The sequence below is a fragment of the Streptomyces sp. NPDC006208 genome (assembly GCF_040613775.1).
Taxonomy (GTDB): Bacteria; Actinomycetota; Actinomycetes; order Streptomycetales; family Streptomycetaceae; genus Streptomyces.
Genome location: NZ_JBEXSW010000029.1, coordinates 22,616 through 42,638 on the forward strand (window position 1 = coordinate 22,616; position 20,023 = coordinate 42,638).

The 20,023-nt window shown below is 67.8% G+C and carries 17 protein-coding genes and 3 pseudogenes; 3 read left to right on the forward strand and 17 right to left on the reverse strand.

Annotation, left to right across the window (positions count from 1 at the left end; genetic code table 11):
- Positions 1-662 precede the first annotated feature (662 nt).
- From ABZ208_RS23470 to ABZ208_RS23480, 3 genes and pseudogenes are all read right to left on the reverse strand, one after another.
- Positions 663-992, reverse strand: a pseudogene (locus tag ABZ208_RS23470) (YnfA family protein); the annotation flags it as partial.
- 17 nt (positions 993-1,009) lie between these two features.
- On the reverse strand, positions 1,010-1,249 hold the full coding sequence (locus tag ABZ208_RS23475; protein ID WP_356911413.1) for a hypothetical protein: 240 nt from the start codon (positions 1,247-1,249) through the stop codon (positions 1,010-1,012).
- A gap of 637 nt (positions 1,250-1,886) precedes the next feature.
- A pseudogene (locus tag ABZ208_RS23480) lies at positions 1,887-2,192 on the reverse strand (transposase family protein); the annotation flags it as partial.
- A 59-nt stretch (positions 2,193-2,251) separates the two neighbouring features.
- Here ABZ208_RS23480 and ABZ208_RS23485 point away from each other — a divergent pair.
- On the forward strand, positions 2,252-2,524 hold the full coding sequence (locus tag ABZ208_RS23485) for a hypothetical protein (protein ID WP_356911414.1): 273 nt from the start codon (positions 2,252-2,254) through the stop codon (positions 2,522-2,524).
- A gap of 826 nt (positions 2,525-3,350) precedes the next feature.
- Here ABZ208_RS23485 and ABZ208_RS23490 read toward each other — a convergent pair.
- From ABZ208_RS23490 to ABZ208_RS23510, 5 genes are all read right to left on the reverse strand, one after another.
- Positions 3,351-3,887, reverse strand: coding sequence for a hypothetical protein (locus ABZ208_RS23490; protein ID WP_356911415.1), 537 nt, complete (start codon positions 3,885-3,887; stop codon positions 3,351-3,353).
- Between the two features lie 11 nt (positions 3,888-3,898).
- Positions 3,899-5,980, reverse strand: coding sequence for a hypothetical protein (locus tag ABZ208_RS23495; protein ID WP_356911416.1), 2,082 nt, complete (start codon positions 5,978-5,980; stop codon positions 3,899-3,901).
- The gene (locus tag ABZ208_RS23500; protein ID WP_356911417.1) at positions 5,977-6,426 is read right to left on the reverse strand and encodes a hypothetical protein; all 450 of its coding nucleotides are present in this window, start codon (positions 6,424-6,426) and stop codon (positions 5,977-5,979) included. Before ABZ208_RS23500 ends, ABZ208_RS23495 begins: the two co-directional genes overlap by 4 nt.
- A gap of 536 nt (positions 6,427-6,962) precedes the next feature.
- On the reverse strand, positions 6,963-7,382 hold the full coding sequence (locus ABZ208_RS23505) for a hypothetical protein (RefSeq protein WP_356911418.1): 420 nt from the start codon (positions 7,380-7,382) through the stop codon (positions 6,963-6,965).
- A gap of 87 nt (positions 7,383-7,469) precedes the next feature.
- The gene (locus ABZ208_RS23510; RefSeq protein WP_356911419.1) at positions 7,470-8,006 is read right to left on the reverse strand and encodes a universal stress protein; all 537 of its coding nucleotides are present in this window, start codon (positions 8,004-8,006) and stop codon (positions 7,470-7,472) included.
- A gap of 423 nt (positions 8,007-8,429) precedes the next feature.
- Between ABZ208_RS23510 and ABZ208_RS23515 the strand changes: the two genes are divergently transcribed.
- Positions 8,430-8,774, forward strand: a complete 345-nt coding sequence (locus ABZ208_RS23515) for an SAV_915 family protein (protein WP_356911420.1) — start codon at positions 8,430-8,432, stop codon at positions 8,772-8,774.
- A 14-nt stretch (positions 8,775-8,788) separates the two neighbouring features.
- The gene (lysA, locus tag ABZ208_RS23520) at positions 8,789-10,123 is read left to right on the forward strand and encodes a diaminopimelate decarboxylase (RefSeq protein WP_356911421.1); all 1,335 of its coding nucleotides are present in this window, start codon (positions 8,789-8,791) and stop codon (positions 10,121-10,123) included.
- A 13-nt stretch (positions 10,124-10,136) separates the two neighbouring features.
- On the opposite strand, the gene ABZ208_RS23525 is transcribed toward lysA, so the two are convergent.
- The 9 genes and pseudogenes from ABZ208_RS23525 to ABZ208_RS23565 form a co-directional block, all read right to left on the reverse strand.
- Positions 10,137-10,310 (reverse strand): hypothetical protein, encoded by a 174-nt coding sequence (locus ABZ208_RS23525; RefSeq protein ID WP_356911422.1) that lies wholly within the window; start codon positions 10,308-10,310, stop codon positions 10,137-10,139.
- An 85-nt stretch (positions 10,311-10,395) separates the two neighbouring features.
- A complete protein-coding gene (locus ABZ208_RS23530; RefSeq protein ID WP_356911423.1) occupies positions 10,396-12,327 on the reverse strand; it encodes an amino acid transporter in 1,932 nt (643 codons plus the stop codon).
- A 76-nt stretch (positions 12,328-12,403) separates the two neighbouring features.
- Positions 12,404-12,685 carry a GNAT family N-acetyltransferase gene (locus ABZ208_RS23535; RefSeq protein ID WP_356911424.1) on the reverse strand — a complete coding sequence of 94 codons (282 nt, stop codon included), beginning with the start codon at positions 12,683-12,685 and terminating at the stop codon, positions 12,404-12,406.
- The gene (locus ABZ208_RS23540; RefSeq protein ID WP_356911486.1) at positions 12,589-13,182 is read right to left on the reverse strand and encodes a hypothetical protein; all 594 of its coding nucleotides are present in this window, start codon (positions 13,180-13,182) and stop codon (positions 12,589-12,591) included. Before ABZ208_RS23540 ends, ABZ208_RS23535 begins: the two co-directional genes overlap by 97 nt.
- 171 nt (positions 13,183-13,353) lie before the next feature.
- Positions 13,354-14,160, reverse strand: a complete 807-nt coding sequence (locus ABZ208_RS23545; RefSeq protein ID WP_356911425.1) for an SDR family NAD(P)-dependent oxidoreductase — start codon at positions 14,158-14,160, stop codon at positions 13,354-13,356.
- 283 nt (positions 14,161-14,443) lie between these two features.
- Positions 14,444-14,798 (reverse strand): annotated as a pseudogene (locus tag ABZ208_RS23550) (potassium-transporting ATPase subunit B); the annotation flags it as partial.
- Between the two features lie 96 nt (positions 14,799-14,894).
- On the reverse strand, positions 14,895-15,320 hold the full coding sequence (locus tag ABZ208_RS23555) for a hypothetical protein (RefSeq protein ID WP_356911426.1): 426 nt from the start codon (positions 15,318-15,320) through the stop codon (positions 14,895-14,897).
- A 1,178-nt stretch (positions 15,321-16,498) separates the two neighbouring features.
- Entirely contained in the window at positions 16,499-18,088 is a 1,590-nt protein-coding gene (locus ABZ208_RS23560) for an alpha/beta hydrolase (RefSeq protein ID WP_356911427.1), read from the reverse strand.
- 18 nt (positions 18,089-18,106) lie between these two features.
- Positions 18,107-19,753, reverse strand: a complete 1,647-nt coding sequence (locus tag ABZ208_RS23565; protein ID WP_356911428.1) for an alpha/beta fold hydrolase — start codon at positions 19,751-19,753, stop codon at positions 18,107-18,109.
- Between the last annotated feature and the right edge of the window lie 270 nt (positions 19,754-20,023).

Here is a 20,023-nt window from a genome sequence, read left to right on the forward strand (position 1 = left end):
GAGCCGTGGATCAAGGTCTCCCTACAGGGCAAGCAGGAGGAGCCGGAGAACCTCGTCGCGCTGAAGGCGGAGATCGAGCTTGGGGCACCATCGACCTGATCGACATCCTCAAGGAGGCCGTTCGCCACCGGCTTCACCGGCGACTTCACCTCGGTTGCCACCCGCGAGGCCGTGCCAAAGGCGGTACTGCGGCGTCGGCGGCTGCTTGTGCTCTTCGCTCTCGGTACGAATATGGGTAGCAAGCGGGTCAGACCGCATCCTGGGCGGCACACCCGAGCGGTCCAACGGTGCGCTGACGATCGTCGCCCTGGCCACCGAGGCTGGCGTCCCGCGCAACGCCCTCACCCAGCGGCACACCGACCTGAAGAACGACTTCTACGACAGGGTCCGCGGCCGCGGCGGCACCCCGGACAGCGAACGACGGCTGCGTCAGCAGCCGCAAGCTCAAGGAACTGCGGGCTGCCGATACGGAAGAGATCGCCCAGCTGAAGGCCGACGTCGAAGCCCTCGTCGGCGCCCTGCACCAGGCCACAGTCGAGAACCCGACTCTGCGCCAGCAGCTGACGGAGCGGGCCTCTGTGGTCCGCGTGCTGCCCGCGCAGTTCCGGCCCTCAGCCAGCGGATGCAGAGCCCGGCCACGGAGGGCAGGTGGAGTGAGGCGGTCAGTGGCTGCGGGGCGCGTACATGATCACGGCCATTCCGGCGAGGCAGATTAGCGCGCCGATGACGTCGAAGCGGTCGGGGCGGTAGCCGTCGGCGACCATGCCCCAGGCGATCGACCCGGCGACGAAGCTGCCGCCTTACGCGGCGAGGATCCGGCCGAAGTTGTCATCGCTCTGGAAGGTTGCGACGACACCGTATAGCCCCAGGGCGATCACTCCGGCGCCGATCCAGATCCAGCCTTTGTGCTCGCGGATGCCCTGCCACACCAGCCAGGCCCTGCCGATCTCGAACAGGGCGGCGACAGCGAACAGGGCAACGGAACGAGCGACGGTCGTATCGGTTGACCCTACCGACCGGCCCGGCCAGTGATCTTCAGCGGGCCCTGGGACGCCTGGCAGCCGCATCCGCTCTCACCTGCGGCCTTCGGGGCGCACGAGCAGGAGCGGCGGCGCTTGCCGAGCCACCAGGTGCCGCCAGGGAGTACGGCCAGGACGACGGCGAGGGCGGGCAGCCAGCCCACCACCGCTCCGGCGCCGGCACCGACGACGCCCGCCGTGATCAGGACCGGCAGTGCACAGCACGCCACGCAGGCCAGCGCGGCCAGGCCCCGAGCGCCTTCGGGGCGAGTTGGGGACGGGGGTCAGCAGCAGGTGCCGGCATGGCGGTTCTCCTCGGCGAGGTCGGTGAAGGGGATGGGGCAGCAGGCACTGGAGACGCACACGGTCAGGTCGTCGCACCTCGCATCGACGGCTGCGACCAGGGCGGTGCGGATGGTGGTCAGGTCTGCGATCTTCGCGTCAACCTCGGCGAGCTTGGCGGCCGCGCGCTGCTGGAGGCCGGCGACCGGGCAGCCTCGCCTCCCCCCGCCTGCGCTGGAGACCGCCGGTGCTGGAAGTGCCGGACTATTCCCCCTGGCGCGGGTCCGGCCACGAGGAGTTCCACCTGGGCGGCCGCGGCATCGTCCTGGCTCCCTCGCTGTTCTGCGGAACCGCACCCCAACTGTTCGCCCCCGGCAGCGACGCCGAGGCCCTGCTGATCTACCCCGCGCCGCGCGCCGCCGCCGCGATCCGCGACATATGGCTCCCGCCGCGATCCGCAGGCTCGCACAAGGCACTTGCCGCACTCCTGGGAACGACCCGCGCCGCCGGCCTGGCCCCACAGCCCCGCGACTCCGGCCGCGTCAGCGGCAACCTGCGCAGACCCCGCCGCTACCACCGCGGCCTGTTGCGGGCCACCCATCTGCGGGGCTGGAGCGCGAGCGACGGCCCGAGGTGGTTGATGGTGCGGTCGGCCGCAGACTTCGAGATTCCGAACAACGGTTCCAGCTGCCGCAACGTCAGGTTCGTCCGCCAGTACGAGGCGACCAGCGGAACCCGGTCCTCCAGAGGAAGGCTCCAAGGCCGGCCTTTGCCAACCGGGTCCGCACCCTCGCATTGCAGCGCGTTGATCAGCTTGCTGAATTGCCCCGGGTTCAGCCCGGAGAACGGGGCTATCCAAGTCGGCTCCGACGCCGTGACCGCAGCAGCCATGTAGAGATCATCCCAGGATGGTTAGGCTGCGCTTCGCCGAGCCAACGGACTGGAGGCGCATGATGCAGCAGGACGAAGCCCTGCAACTCGCTGTGGCGTTTCTCGCGCGCAGCCAGCGTGATGACGAGCCACCCCTTGCCATCGACGCAGAGCGAGTCTGCGAGAGCAACGGGCTGCTGATCGCGCCCTATAACTCCGTGCAGTACCTCGCGTCGCGGAACGACAGACACATGTTGTTGGACTGCTGGCCCATTCTCGTCGATCTCAATCGCGGAGACGTACGGTTTGGGACCCTCGACGAGCGGCATCTGTGGAGGAACACGACCACCTGATACGGCTGTGGCTGTCTGGGACCATGCTTATGGGACAGCACTTACGAGCTCGTGCATGGTTGGCGTTGGTACTTCGGACTCTTGATCGTTGATCATGGTCTGTGTGGTGGGGAACCGGGCACGTGTAGCGATTGTCTGGAGCCAGCAGATCACGGGGCTGACACCTGATGTGATTGCTGAACTCGTTGCCGAGGTCGGCCCGTTGTGACATGAACGGTATCAGGCTGCGCTAACGGTGCCGTCCGCGCCACCGCTGTAGACGAGAGGGACTCCTGTTTCGCCGTCAACGGGGACGCTGAGTGCGGCCAGAGCATTCACTGGCCCGTCGTGCAGCGATGCCGAGTCCGCGGAGTCTCCGAAGGTTTGCACAGTGCCGGTGGCATAGCCGAGCGCCACGACCCCGAGGCCGGGTCCCGCCGCGGAGGCGAGCGCCGTGCCGACACACTCCTGCACGGCTGCCAGCAGACGCTGCGTATCTGTGGGGCCGTCGTCGAGCAGCCCCGCGATACCTGACCCCGCCGGCCGGACGGCCCAGCTGCTCTCGGCGTATCCACCACCGGGTCCGCAGTCCCCGGCACAGGGTTGCCCTCGCCTTCGGGCAGGGACGCCTGCCACTGCTCGAAGCGACGCTGGTCCCTCCACTGCTCCTGGTCCAAGTCCAGCTCCGGGCACCCGCTGTTGACCAGGCGCTGATGTGCGGGGCTACCGGAACGGGATTCGACGACGCCCGGTCCGTGTGCGGGCTGGCTCGTCGGCCGGGGGCGCTTCCCCGCGACGGCCTACGCCCACGGCCGTCTCCCGGAGGAGCAAGCCGTGGGCGTGGGTGTCAGGCCGTGCAGTCAAGAGCCTTCTTCACCTTCGGCACGAAGTCGAGGGTGAAGGCTTCGATGTTCTTGCGGCGTTCGGCGACGTCACCGCCGGCCTGGCCGTCGACGGTGACGTACGCGATGAGGTAGTCCGCTTTGGGGCCGGAGCAGCCCGTACTGACCATGGACCTACTGTCACCCAGCGCCCCGAGTCCGGCGAACGGCAAGTCCGTCATCCTCTCCCGGTTGGTGAATCGGAACTCCTCCGACTTGTCCATCGGGTCGTAGAGTTTGTCGACCTTGTCGACCCGCAGGTGGACCACCATCTTGCCGTCCACCCGGATCTCGCATGCCCCCTGGGTACTCGTACCGGTCTCGATCACGGAACCACGCGTGACCTCGAGTTCGCTGCCGTCGAACAGGAGGGGGGCGAGTGTCTTCTCGTTGACCGGGATCCCGCAAGCCTCCTTCGGAACCGTGTACTCCCGTCCGCCGCCGCACGCGGCCAGGGACAGAGCGAGGCCCGCGGTGAGGACGGATGTGGTGGCCCTGGACAATGCTTTCCTCATCATTGGATACCTGCGACTCCCTCGGCCTTCTTGTTGCCGTCATTCGCGGCTTCCTCGATCTGCTTGTAGGTGCCGTGGCCCTGGGAGTAGCCCTCGTGCGTCGGGTCCTCCGCCCAGTCCTTGTTCTCCTGGTGCCAAAGGTCCGCGAGCGACTGGAGTTCGGTTCTGCGCCTTTCGTACGTCAGAGTGTGATCGGTGGTGGCCTGGGCGTTGATCCTGTTCTGCTCGTCCTCGAGCATCTTCGCCGTGACAAGGTCCACGCCGCGCTGCACGGAGTCCATGGCCGGACTCCACGGGGTGACGAGGCCGCCCACGATGTGGTATCTCCACGCCTTGTCCCACGAGGCGTCGGCGAGGGCTTCGCCCTTGTCGGTATTGGTCGCCTGGTAGCGGGCCTCCTCCAGGAAGCCGATCGTGCGCCCGGCGCGGTCGAGACTGTCCTCGGGGTGAGCCTTCTCGGTGACGATGTCGGCGACGATCGGCTGGTGCATGACCTGGGTGAGGGTCTGGTAGTCATCCCTGTTCCGGGATATCTGCTTGCTGACCTCCATCAGCTGCCCCGCGTCCAGCTCTTGCTTGACGAGCGGGCTGCTCATGGCCTGGTGGACCCAGTCGCCGTGGTTGCCCATGGCGTACGCCATGCTGTCGCGCATCTCCGGCGGGAAGTCGTTACCCGTGCCGGCCAGGATGGCCAAGGAGCGCTTCATGGCTTCACGCTGCTCCGGGGTGTGCTCCTCAAACTTTGCGCCCGGCCCGGTCGGGTCGGTGACGCCCGACACAGCGGCGAACATGGCCTTTCCGGCTGCGTCCTTCGCCTCGTTAGGGCCGTCGTCCAGTGGCGAGTCGTCGAAGTACGGGCGGTCCTTCAGCACCCACTGCGCGTTGTCCTGCGGCTCCTTCGCGTTGAAGAAGTCCGTCGAGGCGTCCGGGCTGTTGGCGAGTGCCGTAAGGAAGCCCGTCATCGGGTCACGGCCGAACGCCTCGTCACCGATGAAGTTCATCTTCGGCTTCGGCTGCATGTTCCAGTAGCGGTCAGGCAGCCTCATCCCCTTCTCCTTGGCGACCAGTTCGTTGCCGTACTTGTTGAGGAACTGATCGTCGTAGTCGCCCGTGCGCATGAGGTTGCTCATGATCTGGGAGCCGTACACGTCTCCGTGGCGCGTGTTGTAGCGCTCGCCGGCGAGCCTCACCATGTCGTTCTCCCACTGCCGCATGGCGGGGCTGTCCGACTGAGTGGCACCGCCCAGGACATGGCCGAGGTTCTTCTGGAACTCGCCGAGCTGATTGAGCTGGGTGCGGGTCAAGTCCTTGGTGCTGTCGGGGCTGGAGAGATCCGCCCAGAACTCCAGAGTGCCCTTCGGGCCCAACTGCGTAGCGAACTTCTCCTGGAACAGGGGATCGTTCCTGTAGGAGGCGAGCAGCCCGTTCAGCTTCTGGAACTCGGCAGGCGACATCTCGTCGCCCTTGTCCTTGATGAGCTTGGCCGCTCCCTCGGCCTTCCGTACCGCGTCCACCGCGGAGTCACGGTCACCGTACTTGGCGCCGGAGAAGCCGACCTCGGCCTGGTCCGCGACGGCCTTGAGGACCTGGGCGGCGGTCGTGTCGCTTTCCGTCGCACGGTTCAGGATGCGCTGGATGTCGTCCCGCAGGTGCTCGGCATCCTGCGGCGAGTGGTCCGGCACTTCACGGCCTTTGGCTGCCCGGTCCGGATGAATGATCATCGTCACTGTGAAGCCCCCGCCGCCGGTGGACGTAACGGTGAGGTTCTTCTTGCGGCCCCGCTTCAATGCCTGCTCCAGCTGCTCCTTGTAGCTGACCAGCTCGTCGCGGGTGTCCTTCAGGATGTCATGGATGGTCGTCGCCTGGGTGTGGGCGTCGGCGAACTCATCGGCCGTCTTGGTGATGAACTCGCGTGAGACAGTGGCGTTCACCCCCGCCCACTTCGCTTTGTCAGCCTTGGCCTTCATGTCGTCGCGGGCGTCGGTCTCCATCGTCTTGAGCTTGTCGACCACTCCTTTCCAGGCGGTGATCGTCTGGTCGAGCAGAGCGAAGTTGCCCTGACGCAGCGCGTCGAGGTTCATCGGCGCTGCGTCCTCTCGGTGAAGCCGTCGTCCAGCGTCGCAATGCCGCTCACGACGCCGTAGATGTGGTACTCGTCACCGGCGTGTGCGCCCTTTGTGAAATCCATGTGATTGGAAATGTGTGCGCAGGCGTCCAGCAGGGTCTTGAGCTGCTTTTCCCAGCGCTCCTGCACATGGTCGAGCGCACCGCCCAGCGCGAAGCCCTGGGTGCCCAGGTCCTTCGCGGCCGTCTGACTGATGGACCAGGCGTCACGGCCGTATTTGCCCAGATTGTCGAACAGTCGGAATGCGGCGTCACCGACGGCTGCGAGATCCTGCTGGCTGGCCTTCAGATCACCCCCGGGAGGCGGTGTGCCGCCCTCGTCAGGTATACGGTTCAGCTGCATCGCCGTTAACTGCTTCTCGGCGGCTTCTGTCTTGAGCTGCTCCCACTCGTCCCAGGTCATCAGACCCCTTCCCCCGTACATGCGCTCATAGTTGGATAGGCGGATTCGATCTTCCGCTCAAAACTCCACCTCAGCAATCGACGTTGACGGGACTTTAACCCTCGATTTTTTGATGGCCCGTCAACTATGGCTAGTTCGAGGCGGGGTGGAATGCCTTGGGCAATGTGAGGATGGCCCGGTCGTCGCAGGGCGACGCTGGGTCTCCACGATTGCGGCCGGATTGCCGCTTTCGTTGGAGTGCGCCGATGTCGCTGGTCAGCCAGCATTCGGCAACGCCTTCGCGCCTTGGTGAGGCTTGCGTAAATCCCCCATCACCGCATTCAGAGGAATCTCGCCGAAGCCGCCGAGAACGCTTCCTCGGCCCGTAACGCACGGCACATCATCGCGGGTCAGTTGCCCCGCGTCTCCGCCAACGCAAGCTCGAACAGGGGCTATCGCCTTGCCAGACCGAAGCGGAAGTCCCGTAAGTAACCGCGTAGCCGGCCAAGCCACGGAGCAGCGTTGCCAAGGTGCCCCAGACCGCTACGCACCGGAACTCAGTGCAGGTCGGGGATGGTGAAGACCGTGCGGGCCACCTCTTCGTCGATGCGGAGGGACAGTTGCTGCAGGGGTATGCGGCCGCTGATCAGTGTGCCGCGGGCGATGCTCGTGCGATCATCCGTTTCCAGCAGTCGCCACAAAGGGGGGTTGGAGAGGAGGACGCGGGGGTCGAGCTCGAGGCGGTTGCCGTCGGTGTCCCGCAGGATGAGGCGTTGCGCGACCCCGTCGTGCCAAGAGACCGAGACGAGCCGGTCGGTGTGGACGCGGTGCCGCTGGACCAGCCCGCGGGATGTGAGAAGGCCCGGTGCGGCCGTGATGCGAGTCGGCCACAGCACCGCGACCAGTGTGACGCCGAGCGCTACCCAGAGCAGCGTTCGGCGGTCTGTCGTGGAGTCTGCGGCCGTGTCGACGGCCATGAGCAGCAGAGGAAAGAGGGTGGCTGTGCCAATTGCAGCGCGGGCATCGCCAATCCAGCGGGAGTCGTGCGCGTACTGCTTTGTCATTCACTCGGCCAGTTCTCGTGTGTCCAGCGGGATCCGCCAGACGTTCCGCCGATGTGCGGCAGCGAGATCTGCTTCGAGTGGAGAGGGCGGCACGGTCAGTACGGGGCACGGCGCGTGCGCCAAGCAGTAGCGGGCAACGGATGGTCTGAGCGAGCGCCGCAGCCGCCCCCCTTTCCCCGTGCCCACGACGAGCAGGTCCTGCGAGTGACGGGCGACATCCACCAGTGCGGCGCCCGCCGTCCCGCACACGGTCAGGCCCGCCAGGGTGACGCCGGGCTTCATGGCTCCGAAGGCCGTGTCGAGGATGCCGCGCAGCCGTTCCACAGCCACGGAACGACAGTCCGCGTACAGGGCGGGCACCGCCGAAGAACGGCGACCCAGTCCGCTGCCGACGGGCTGCCAGGCCAGTACGACCCAGAGCTCCGCACCCCGCATCCGTGCCTCGTCGGCGGCCCGGTGCAGTGCCGTGAGACTGCACGAGCCACCACTCACGCCGACCACGACTCGGCAGCGGGGTTCGTTCGCTGGTTCGCGCATCGGTGCTTCCTCCCTGTCTGCTCTCCTTGGCTGTCTCATGGAAGCGCCGCGTCTGCGGATGGAGCGGTCTTGCTGACGTCCTTCTGACACCGGAGCCACCAATCGTGACGTGATCCTGATGCCCCCGACGGACCGGCCGTCAGCGACCCGTTAGTACTCCATAGATCGATGTCAGGGTGGCGTCATGGACCGTCGGCAGGTGCACGGGCAGGGCATAGCTTCTGTGCCACGTCCTGAGCACGGGGCACGCCGCAGCGTGCTCGTCCACCTGTCGTGCAAGTGGTCCAGGTGGACCGGAAAGGCTGTGTCGTCGTGTCCTTGCTGTCAGCACCGAGTATGCCCGCACCGCCGCCAGTGGACCTGGCGGCGGTCTGCCTCCCCGCACCCGGGACCCCACCACTCGCGGTTCCTCCGGGAGGTTCCATGTGCTTGTTCCTCTACGACGACGATCCTGAGCCCGAAGAACGGGTCCCGGCCGGACCTTTGTGCGTTCCGGTCCGGCCGGGACCTGGCGGGGCGGCGCTGCGCCTGTTCCGCACGCCGCTGGGTTCCCGCACCGCTGTCGGCTTCACCAGCCCCGCCCTGCTCGCCGCGACCCTCGGCACCGGCCAGCCCTGGATAGTGCTCAGCGAGCCCGCGCTCCGTGCGATGGCCGAACCGCTCGGCGTCGCGCGCCTGACGCTTACCGCTCCATCGATTCGGCCGGCCGTCGAAGACAGGTCCGCCGCGCCACTCGGGGCGACCGGAACCACGATTCGCGCCGCGTGAGGAGGATGCGACACATGACCACCACTGCCCTCGTCACCAAGCCTCAAGCCGGGGACGATCTGTCCATATGGCCGGGTTCGACGACTCGGCTCTCCCACGGCGGCCTGTCCGTCGGTGGGGTCGACCTGTCCGAGATCGCCGAGCGGTTCGGCACACCCACGTACGTGCTGGACCAGGGCGAGGTGCGCGAGCGCTGCCGAATGTACCGGCACGCATTCCCGGATGCCGAAGTCCTCTATGCCGCCAAGGCGTTCCTCTCCCGCGCGACGGTGCGCTGGATCGAGGAGGAAGGACTTGGCCTGGACGTGTGCTCGGCCGGCGAGCTCGAACTCGCCGTGACGGCCGGGTTCCCGGGCGAGCGGATCGTGCTGCACGGCAACGCCAAGTCACCGCACGACCTCGAGGCCGCGCTGCGGCTCGGTGTCGGACGGATCGTCATCGACAGCCCGTCCGAGATCGCCCGGCTGGCTGCTGCAGTGGGACCGGAAGGGCACCAGAAAGTCATGATCCGTGTGGTGCCGGGAGTCGCCGCCGGCGGACACGCGAAGATCCGTACGGGAACGGACGACCAGAAGTTCGGCCTGTCCCTCACCGACGGACAGGCCCATCACGCCATAGCCCGCGTGCTCGGACAGCCCCAGCTCGAACTGACCGGCCTGCACTGCCACCTGGGGTCACAGATCACCACCGTCAAGCCGTACTTCGTGGCTCTGCGGCGCATGGTGGGCCTGATGGCCCGCATCCGGGACACGCACGGTGTCGTACTGACCGAACTGGACATAGGGGGCGGGCACGGTATCGCCTACCGGCCCGGAGAGCCCGCCCTAAGCCTCACCGCACTCGCCCGCAGACTCCGCGCCGAGCTGGACGAAAGCTGCGCGGCCGCCGGGCTGGCCGTTCCGCGATTCATCGTCGAGCCCGGCCGCGCCGTGGCCGGGCCCGCCGGTGTGGCGCTCTACCGCGTACTGGCCGTGAAGCACACCGGCGACCAGACGTTCGTCGCGGTGGACGGAGGCATGAGCGACAACCCCAGACCCGCGTTGTACGGCGTCCGCTACGCGCCCCGGCTGATCGGGCGTCACTCGGTCGCCGCCACCCGCACGGCCACGGTCGTCGGCCGGCACTGCGAGGCGGGGGACATTCTCGCGGCCGACGCCGAACTGCCCGGCGACATCCGCCCCGGGGACCTGCTCGCCGTCCCGGTCGCCGGGGCATACCAGCTGTCCATGGCATCGGGCTACAACCTGGTGGGACGTCCCCCGGTGGTGGCGGTGCACGACGGACACGCGCGGTTGCTCGTACGACGGGAAACGCTGGACGACTTCCGCGCCCGCGACGTGGGCCTGTGAATCGGAACGCCGCTCAGGGTCGGTAGACGAGCTCGATCACGATGGCCGCAATGAGTGCCCAAACGCCGATCCCGATCAGCCACCAGGCATCGATGAGCAGGCCGGCCGCGAGGAATGCCGCCGCGGACGTCACGAGTGCGACCACGGCGCGGCGTACACCACGGTCAGGGCGCCAGGAGGAGGTCATGGGAAGAGCATCCCGCCGTTTGTCCGCCCGGACGCACATCCGCCGGGAACCCTGGCGGCATCCTGACGCCGCGCGGCGGGTGCGTTCAGCCGACGTGGACGTGCGGGCGGCGGGTGCGATCCGGCTCGGCCTCGCGCAGTACCTCGCGGGTGACGGGGGCGACCTCGCCCTGGCCGAAGAGGAAGAACCGCAGGAAGTTGGCCGTCGGGCTGCCTTCGGTCCATTCGAAGTAGATGTGCGGCCGCTGGCCGCTCTCGTCGCGCACATGGAGCAGCAGCGCGGCGAGGGCGTTCGGGACGGTCGAACTCTCGAGGGTCAGCACCCGGTAGCGGCCGTGCAGTACCTCGCCTCGTACCCGCAATCCGGACTCGAATTCCGAGGGGTCAAGGACCGTGACCTCGACGAAGAGGAAGTCCTCACCTGGTGGGATGTCATTGTCGTCACGGATCTGCTCGACCTTCTCGCGGTACTCGGTGACGTCGCGGCTGTCGGGTTCGTTGGCGATGAACCGGATCGTGCGGTGGGCGGTGTCACGGACGAACCGCTGCGCCATGTCGTCGAGTTCCACGTCGGTGACGCGCAGCTCGAAGACCCGGGCCAGGCGGGAGAGCAGCGAGAGCCCCATGATGCCCGCGATGAAGCAGGCGCCGATCTTCACACCGTCGGGACGCTCGATGACGTTGGCGGCGGTGGTGTAGACGAAGACTGCGGAGATCACACCGAAGGCGATGGTCCAGCCGCGTTCGCGTGCCCGGCGGGCGGCGATGGTGACGGCGACGGCGGCGGAGGTGATCAGGACGAGAACGCCGGTGGCGTACGCGCCGCCCTGCGCGTCGACGTCGGCATCGAAGATCCACGTCACCAGGAACGCGACGAGCGTGAACACGATGACCATGGGGCGTACCGCGCGTGCCCAGTGCGGTGCCATGCCGTAGCGGGGAAGGTAGCGCGGCATCAGGTTGAGCAGGCCGGCCATGGCCGAGGCGCCCGCGAACCAGAGGATGAGGATGGTCGAGACGTCGTAGACCGTGCCGAAGGCGTTGCCGAGGTACTCGTGGGCGAGATAGGCCAGGGCGCGTCCGTTGGCCTCGCCGCCCGGCTCGAACGCATCCGCCGGGATCAGCAACGTGGTGATGAAGCTGCTGGTGATGAGGAAGACGCTCATGATCACGGCGGCCGTGGTCAGCAGCTTCTTGGTGCCGCGGATCCGCCCGGCAGGCTTGCCATCCGTGTCACCCGGCGCACCCTCGACGTGCGGCATGACCGCCACACCCGTCTCGAACCCGGACAGACCCAGCGCCAGCTTGGGAAAGACGACGAGGGCGATCGCCACCATCATCAGCGGATTGCCGTGCTGGGCAGTCAGTGCCTCGGTCCAGTCGGTGACGACATGGGGATGGGAGATCACCTGCCACAGTCCCACGGTGACGACGACGACGTTCAGTGCCAGATAGGACGCGACGAGCACCACGGCCACGCCGATGGCCTCGCCGAACCCCTTGAGGAACACCGCACCCAGCAGCGCGATCAGAATCAGCGTGATCAGGACCTCATGACCGTGCAAAGTGCTGGTGAGATGTGGGTTCTCCACCATGTGCGCGGTCGCGTCCGCGGCGGAGAGCGTGATGGTGATCAGGAAGTCGGTCGCGGCGAAGCCCAGCAGGGTCAGGACGAACAGCTTGCCCTTCCAGAAGGACAGCAGCCGTTCCAGCATGGCGATGGATCCCTCGCCGTGCGGGCTCTCCTCGGCCACCCGTCGGTAGACCGGCAGCGCGCCGAACAGCGTGAGCAGGACGAGCACGATCGTCGCCAGCGGCGACAGCACACCGGCGGCCAGCGCCGCGATACCCGGCTGGTATCCGAGGGTGGAGAAATAGTCCAGACCGGTCAGGCACATGACGCGCCACCAGGGTCGCCCCTGGTGCTCGGTGCCGGCCTGCGGCTGCTGCTTCGTACGGTCGGTCAGGCCTTCCAACAGCCACGCGCGCAGGCCGGAGGTGGGGGTGGGGGTGGCCATGGTGGGGAGCTCCTGTGGTGCGGCGTGGATCCGGCCATCGATACGACAGCTGAGCCAGCGTACGCATCCTGATCATCTATGCCCGTGTTCGTGCGAATTCTGATGCGTTCTTAACGCTGAACATCCCGGTGGTGTAGTGGACGTACTCGCGCTGCAGACGGAAGCCGGCTGTCCATGCCAGGAGGCGGCTGGGGCGGTTGTGGCGTGAGCAGGTCCAGCTGGGCACGCAGCCACGGGCTTCGATGTCGTCGCACAAGGCGTTCACACACGCAAGGGCAAGGTGCTGCCGCTGGTGTTCGGGGTCGGTGAGGACGGCGATGTCTTCGTAGCGGCTCCCGCGGATGTAGGTACAGGCCACAGCGAGGAGGCGGCCCCCCGGAAGGCGGCCCTGGAGTCCGCCAGCGCAAGCGGTCCGCCCCAGGTGGCGTGGATCCAGGATGCCTCGCTGCGGAGCGCGGCCAGGGCCGGTGCGTCCTCGGCCGCAAGACGCCGCACGGTCACTCCGCGCGCGTGCCGCGTCCGGACAGGTGCTGTCTGGCGGACGTACAGCATGCGCTCCCAGGGATCGAGGCGAGTGAACGCGGCGCTCAAGGACGGGACGAAGCGGGCCGAGGCTTCGATGTAGCTGGAGGCGAAGGGAGCGAGCGAGGTTGTGGGCAGGGCCTGTGGGTCACCGCGCAGCAGAACGTGCTCCGCGCACGAGACGGCCATGACTCGAGGGCCGACCGCTCTGTCGGCCCACCAGCGGCCGTTGCCTGTGGCGAGCAGGTGCTCGGCAAATGCGGCGACGCCCGGTGCCCCGGCAGGGAACCACGGGGCGAGGATCGGCAGACGGGAAGGCGGGAGCTCGATCACGAGGGCCTCGAGGGCGGGAGATTATGGGGCGGCCCGGCCCGGGCCGGGCCGCCCCTGGGAAACCAGCGGTGAGCAGGAGTCAGCGCTGGCCGGCCTTGCGGCCGTGGTTGGCTTTCTTCTTGCGGCGGGCCCTCTTCTTGCGGGCGCGCTTCGACATGTCGTGTCTTCCTTTCAGGCGTGGTTGCCGACGAGCAGGTCGGCGAGCTTGTTCAGGCGCTTGACCGTGCGCTCTTCGGAAGCCGTGGCGGCCGGCGCGACCCGCTGGTCGCGGTCGTAATAGGCGCCGTTGACGATCTCGGTGGCCGGATCGCAGAGCCGGACGATGTGCGCGGCGCCCTCGGCGGCGGCGGAGCCCTCGAGTCCGTAGAGGGGCAGCAGGGCCGTGTCGCAGATGCCAGGGTGGATGGACACGGCGGTCACCCGCGGGTCGGAGGCGAAAACCGTGAGGGCCAGCTGCGACTGGGCGTAGGCCGCCAGGCGGGAGTAGCGTCGGATCCGGTGGGGGTCGTTCCATTGGATGGAGGCGGTGCGGTGGAGCGACGACGAGACGTTGACGACCCGCCCTCCGGGCTCGCTGGTCAACGCCTCATGGAGCAGGTTGGTGAGGAGGTAGTGAGCAAGGAAGTTGACCTGGAAGGCGAGTTCGTTGCCGTCGGCTGTGACGGTGTGCCTTTCGGGGGCGGCGACCGCGGCGTTGTTCACGAGGACGTCCAGGTGAGGGTGCTCCAGGGTGACGCGGCGTGCCAGCAGCTCGACCTCGTCGAGGCGCGAGAAGTCGGCTGCAAGGGTGCACAGCCGGCGCTCTTCGGCATCGGCGGTCGCGATCAGCCGGTCGGCGGCGGCCCGGGCCTCTTCGGCGGTACGGCCGTGCATCAGGACGACGGCCCCGCGCTCGGTGAGCCGGCGGGCGGTCTCGTAGCCGATTCCGGTGGTGGCGCCGGTGACCAGGACGGTCCGGCCGGACAGAGATGAAGGCATGAAGGGTTCCTGGGAACAGGCATGGCAGTGCCATGCGAAACAGGTGGGATCCGCGTACGGGCGTCAGCGCGCCAGGGGGTACGCGTGGGTCGACCGGCCGCAGCGGCCGGTCGCGGTCAACGGGAGCTAGCGCCCCGGATGGTGAACAGGGCGCGTGGCCGGCGGCACCGGATGCGGTGGCCGGTCGTCGTGGCGCTGACCGATGTTCACGTCATCCATCCAACTCGTCCGGCACCGCGGTCTCAAGAACGCATACGACTGCCTGATGACCTCTTGACGAGATTCATCCGAGGCCAGGGATGGCGGATACCAGCAGGTCGATGAGCTTGATGCCGACGAACGGCAGGATCAGACCGCCCAGTCCGTAGACCGCGAGGTTGCGGCGCAGCAGGTCGTGCGCGGAGGCCGGGACGTAGCGCACGCCGTAGAGCGAGCGGGATGAGTGCGACGATGATCAAGGCGTTGAAGATGATCGCAGAGGTGATCGCCGAAGTCGGACTGTGCAGGCCCATGATGTTGAGCGCCTCCAGCCCTGGATAGGCCGAGGCGAACATCGCGGGGATGATGGCGAAGTACTTCGCCACGTCGTTCGTGACCGAGAAGGTCGTCCGCGCGCCCCGGGTGATGAGCAGCTGCTTTATCGCCCGGCGCCCGTCTGCGAGCTCCAGGTTGTACTGGTCGTTGTCCCCTTCCCAGCGGGACATCACCGCGACCGCAGCTTCTGCTCGTGCATCTCAGGGGCCCATCTCGGGCCTCATGTTCTCGGTGCCGGCACCAGCCCGCCGCAGGAACGCCTGGACGCGCGCCGTCGCTGTGAGAGGGCGGGTGCGTTCGATGATCGTGAAGCCAGCCACGCGCTCGATCCTGCGGAGGCCCTCGCTCGTTTCGACCTGCCGAGCCAGGGTCTTTGCCCAGCCGCGGGCGAGTTCGGCGTCATTACCCTCGATTGGTCTGCGCAGCGCAGCGATGGCGGCCACGAAGCCAGTGACGCCGACGGGAAGTCCCAGCAGGCCCGCCGTCTCGTCCGCTTTCAGTCCACCGTTCACGAGCTGCCATATCGCGTAGGTCACGCTCGCCACGAACACCACCAGGCCGACACTGCCGATGAATTGCCACCCGCGCCGGTGCCGGGTCCCCCAGTCCCACCATGGCCCGATCATGGCGCGCAGAGCGGTCCCATGCGGCCCGTTCGCCCTACTTGTGACTACTGTTGCCAGTGTGGCAGCCGGGGGGACGCGGGCTGGACTTGCTGCTCGTCGTCCGAGACTCGGCCGACACCCGCTCCCGCGAACGTCCCGCTGTCGCATCCGACGTTTGATGTCCACCGCGGCTGACGAGGCGACTCGTATATCCGTGAAAGCGGCAGCGAGCGGGCTGCTTCTGCTGTTCCTCTGGGACCCGCCACTGAAGCGAAGGCCCCTCCAGAGATGGAGGGGCCTCCCCGCATGACCAGGCAGCACGCTCGCAGGGCCTTGCCGCCTTCGCGGTCAGTCCCCCCGGTTATGTGGCTCATCGACTGAGCGGCGACACGATACCCAACGAGCCAATTCGTATCGAGCGTGCCCGGAACGGTTTTGCAGCGGGCGGGTGTGTGGGTAGGGCGGCGCAATTCGATTGGTGGGTTCCTGAAGACTGGCCGTGTCGTGAGGGGCAGGAGCCAGTTCTCACGAGGAGACGGTGGGACCACTCGGAGGATCTTGCAGCCCGAGACGCCCTTGGGCGATCACGGCCGTATCGTTACTGGTCGAATCGGCCCTCGGACACTCGCTCTAGCGATACGGATGCGAGGGCCTCGACCTTACGGTCGCGGTCCTCGTTTCGTGTTCGTAGTGATGGTGATGCCGAGGGCTTCGTAGAGCGGGCTCTTCTTCTCGGCGCTGGCTGCGTGGATGCGTTGTGCGACGTCTCCGAGGCCCTCGGTGATCTGTTGAATGCGTTGGGCGTCGAGTGGTGGCGCCTTCATCCGTTCCGCGTGGGGGAGTGTGGCGAGCTTTGTGCGGGCTGCTTCCTTGTCTCTGTGGGCTTCGTTGAGCGCCTTCCGGGTCCAGCACATCAGCCGCGCCCACCCGGGTGGAACTACCTCCACCTCGCCAAGGAGCTGCGGCGGTCCAGGATCCGCGACTTGATGCGCACTGGGTCCTGCGCAAACGCAGAATCCGGGCTGGGCGAGCAATCCTGCTGTCGGTTGGAAGTGGGCAATCCCGGTCTGAGGAGTCTTTCCCGCGGTCACTCTCAAGTAGGAGAGCCACGCTGCCGGGTGCGGTGCCGGGAGGTGCGCACTCCAGCTCTGCACGGTCGGGCCGCGCTGCAGGAGTCGTCATGCGCGGGTGAACGGACTTCACGGCCCGATCTCGAACCGGGGCGGCTTGAGGCTGTTCAGGCATTCGGTCTTCGGCGCGTCCGGGGTGTCGAAGAAGGAGACGGTGATCTCCTGGGCGCACTTCGACGTGGCGAACACCACGTGCGGCTCGTAGGGGACCGTGACGACCTTGGCCCGGCTCAGCGTACGGGCGACGTACGGCCCGTTGTCCGCGCCGGTCTGGGAGTCGAAGCTGCCCGACAGGGCGAGGGTGGGGATGTCGCCGCGCGTGACGTCCCGGATCGAGCGTGGTGCCGCGGGGACGTTCCAGACGTCGCAGTCCGGTCGGAGGAAGGTGAGCTGCGGAGCCTGGGCCTGTACTGAGCGGGGGAAGGTCGGGAACGCTTGTTGTCCGCCCTGGAGCGCCTGTTCCTGGCTCTCGTACGGGGTCCACTCGCTGCAGAAGACGCCGTAGACGAGACCGTGCGCGACCCTGCCCATGGCCTGCGGGCTGAGCTTGCCGCCCGCCCACTGCCGGGCGATCCGCTGTGGCTTGCCGTTGGCCAGCTCGTCGAGGGCGATGGGTACCTGCTCCGCCACGTGGGTCGCGGAGGTCATCCAGTTCACCAGGGCCCCGCCGTCAAGGACGACCTTCACCGGCTTGTCACTGCCGGGGAGCGTGACGGTGGTGGTGACCGGCTTGGCCTCGAGGTCGCGGACGAGCTTGTCGAAGGTGGCCGACAGATTCGGGTAGCGCTTGTTGCACGCCGGCTGGTCCGCGCAGGCCTTGAACAAGCCGTCGAAGCCCTGCCGGGCGCTGCTCCAGGTCATGGCCGACCCGCCCTTGGACGGCGGCAGGATGCCGTCGAGGCCCACCGAGCGGAGCCCCTCGGGGTGCAGGCGCATGTAGACCAGCGCCAGGTGGGTGCCGTACGAGATGGCGTACAGGTTCCACTGCTCGAGGCCCAGCGCGGCGCGCAGGTCCTCGTAGTCGGCGGCGCTCTCGATGTCGTTGTAGGCACCGAGGTCGATCCCGCGGGCCGCCAGCTGGTCGTGGCAGGCCTTTGTGGCCTCGACGTGCAGGCGCTCGGTGGACGGCGCGTCGTAGACGAGGCCGACCGCGCGTGCGTTGAACTCGTCGATGCTGGGGCACAGGAGGTTCGGGTCGGCCGAGTACGTACCGCGCTGGGACATGAGGATCACGTCACGGTCGCGGTTCAGGCCGCCGTCGATCGCCATCTTCGCCTCCCCCACCGCGTCGTCCCCGGGTCCGCCCGCGAGCCACACGATGGGGTCGGCTTTCGGTGTGCCGGCCGCGGCGGGCACGATCGCCACGCCGAGTTTGATCGTGCGACTGCTCGGTTCGGCGCGGTCCTCGGGCACGGTGAGCGTTCCGCAGCGGGCCCCTTCGAGCGCCTCGATCGGTTCCGGCGTCTTCGGGCAGGGACCCGGCTCGAAGCTGGCGTCCCCGAGCGTCCGGGCGACTGTGCCGATCGGCACTCCGGCGCCGTTTTCCGCGTGTGCGGGCGCCGCGAGCAGGCCGGTTACCAGGATTGCGGTCGTCACCGCAGCCGGCGTGGCGTGGAACCGTCGCACGGTACGGCGGCGGGGCGCGTGGTGTGAAGCCATCTGCCCTCCCGGTCTGGGTCACTTCGGAATGATCGTGAACGGTTTCGGCGTGAGACCGGCAACGCAGCCGGTGTCGGGCGCGGTCGGACGGGCAAGGAAGGAGGCCAGCAGGCGTTGCGCGCAGGGCGATTGCGGGACCACCCAGTGGCCGATGCCAGGGATCTGTACGGAGGTCGAGCGGGACAGCGTACGGGCCGCCTCCCGGGACCAGCTCGCCCCGACCTTCGCATCGAATGTCCCGGCGATGAGAAGTGCCGGCACCGCGCTGGCGGTGGCCACCCGGTGGGAGGCGGCGCGGTCGGGAACGTCCCAGATGCGGCACACCTCATGCTGGAAGGGAAGCTGCGGTGCCTGGGCCAGGACCGTGTCCGGCCACCCGGGGAAAGCCTTGCGCCCCGCGTTCAGCACGTCGGATTCCGAATACCCCGGCACCCACTCGCTGCACGCCACCGACTCCGTCAGACCGTGCGCGGTCATGCCGACGGCGCCAGCCGAGTCGGCCGCGCGGGCCCGCGCGAAGCGCTCTGGACGTCCGTGGGCGAGCTCCTCGATCGCCGCGGGGACGTCAGGGAACGGGACAGCATTGCCGACCAGCAGGTTCAGCAGTGCGCCCCCGTCGAGAACGACCTTCACCGGGTCTCCTCCGCGTGGCGGCCGGGCGTTCAGCGTCAACGGCTGTGCTTCCAGCCTGCGCACCTGCTCGGTGAGGGTTTGACGGAGGTCCGGGTAGCGGCTCTTGCAGCGAGGCTCAGCCGCGCACGCCTCAAGGACGTTGTCGATCCCCTCCCGGGCGCTTCTCCAGCCCCACGGCAGGGCTACGAGCTGGGGAGCTGTGGACGAGTCGAGTGCCACCGCGCGAATCCCCTGGGGGTGCTTGCGCAGGTAGGTGAGGGCCACGTTGGTGCCGTAGGAGTGCCCGTAGACGTTCCACTGGGCGATGCCCAGTGCCGTGCGAAGGTCGGCGAAGTCCGCAGCGTTCTCAGCTGTGTTGTAGGCGCTCAGGTCGATCCCGTCGGCTGCCAGGCGGCTGCGGCACTTCTTCACCGAGTCCAGCAGGAGCCGTTTCGCCTGCGGCGAGTCGTAGCCGAACCCCATGTACTGCGCGTTGAACCGGTCCATCTCCGGGCAGGCGAGGTTCGGCTGGTCATAGAGGTTGCCGCGCTGGGCCATGATGATCAGTTCGCGATCCCGGTTCAGGCCGGAGTCGACCAGGAAAGGGATGTCGTCGAACGTCTCGCCGCCCGGGCCGCCCGCCATGAACACCACCGGGTCCTTGGCAGGCTTCGCCGACGTGGCGGGAATGACCGCCACGGCCAGCCGGATCGTCCGACTGCCCGGGCGGGCACGGTTCTCAGGCACTTCCAGGAAACCGCAGCGTGCGGTGCGCAGGGCCCCGATCGGCTCAGGGGTCTTCGGGCAGGGACCGGGCACGAACCGCGACGGGGCGGTCGGGCTGGGCCCGGCGGTGTGGCTGTGTGGTGATACGGCACTGCTCGGTGTCGGGCCGACCGCTGCCAGGAAGACCAGGGCGGCCGCGGCAGCCGCCGTGTTGGTGAGCGCGTCGCCGGAGCGCCGCCGGGCGCACCGGCGTTCCGCTCTCGTCCGTAGTCTGCCCGTCTCCGGGGTGGATGACGGGCCGCTTGGAGTGATGCTGTGCTCTGCCATGTGATCCCGTTCCTCTGCCAATCCATGACTGCTTGGCTGACAACGCCGCAACGGTTTGGGCGGAACACATGCAATTAGGACGATACCGGGTGAGGTGAACGCGCGCACACGGACAGCCGGAGCTCATCACCTCCAGGCGCCTGGGCGGGCAAGACCGTGCCCACCGTAGAACTGGTGCTGGGCCTGCTGGAGAAGCAGGCCCAGCAACCCCACACCGGATGCAGCCCTGCCGACGAGTGCCGCATCAAGCAACGTTTGCCCTGTCGACCA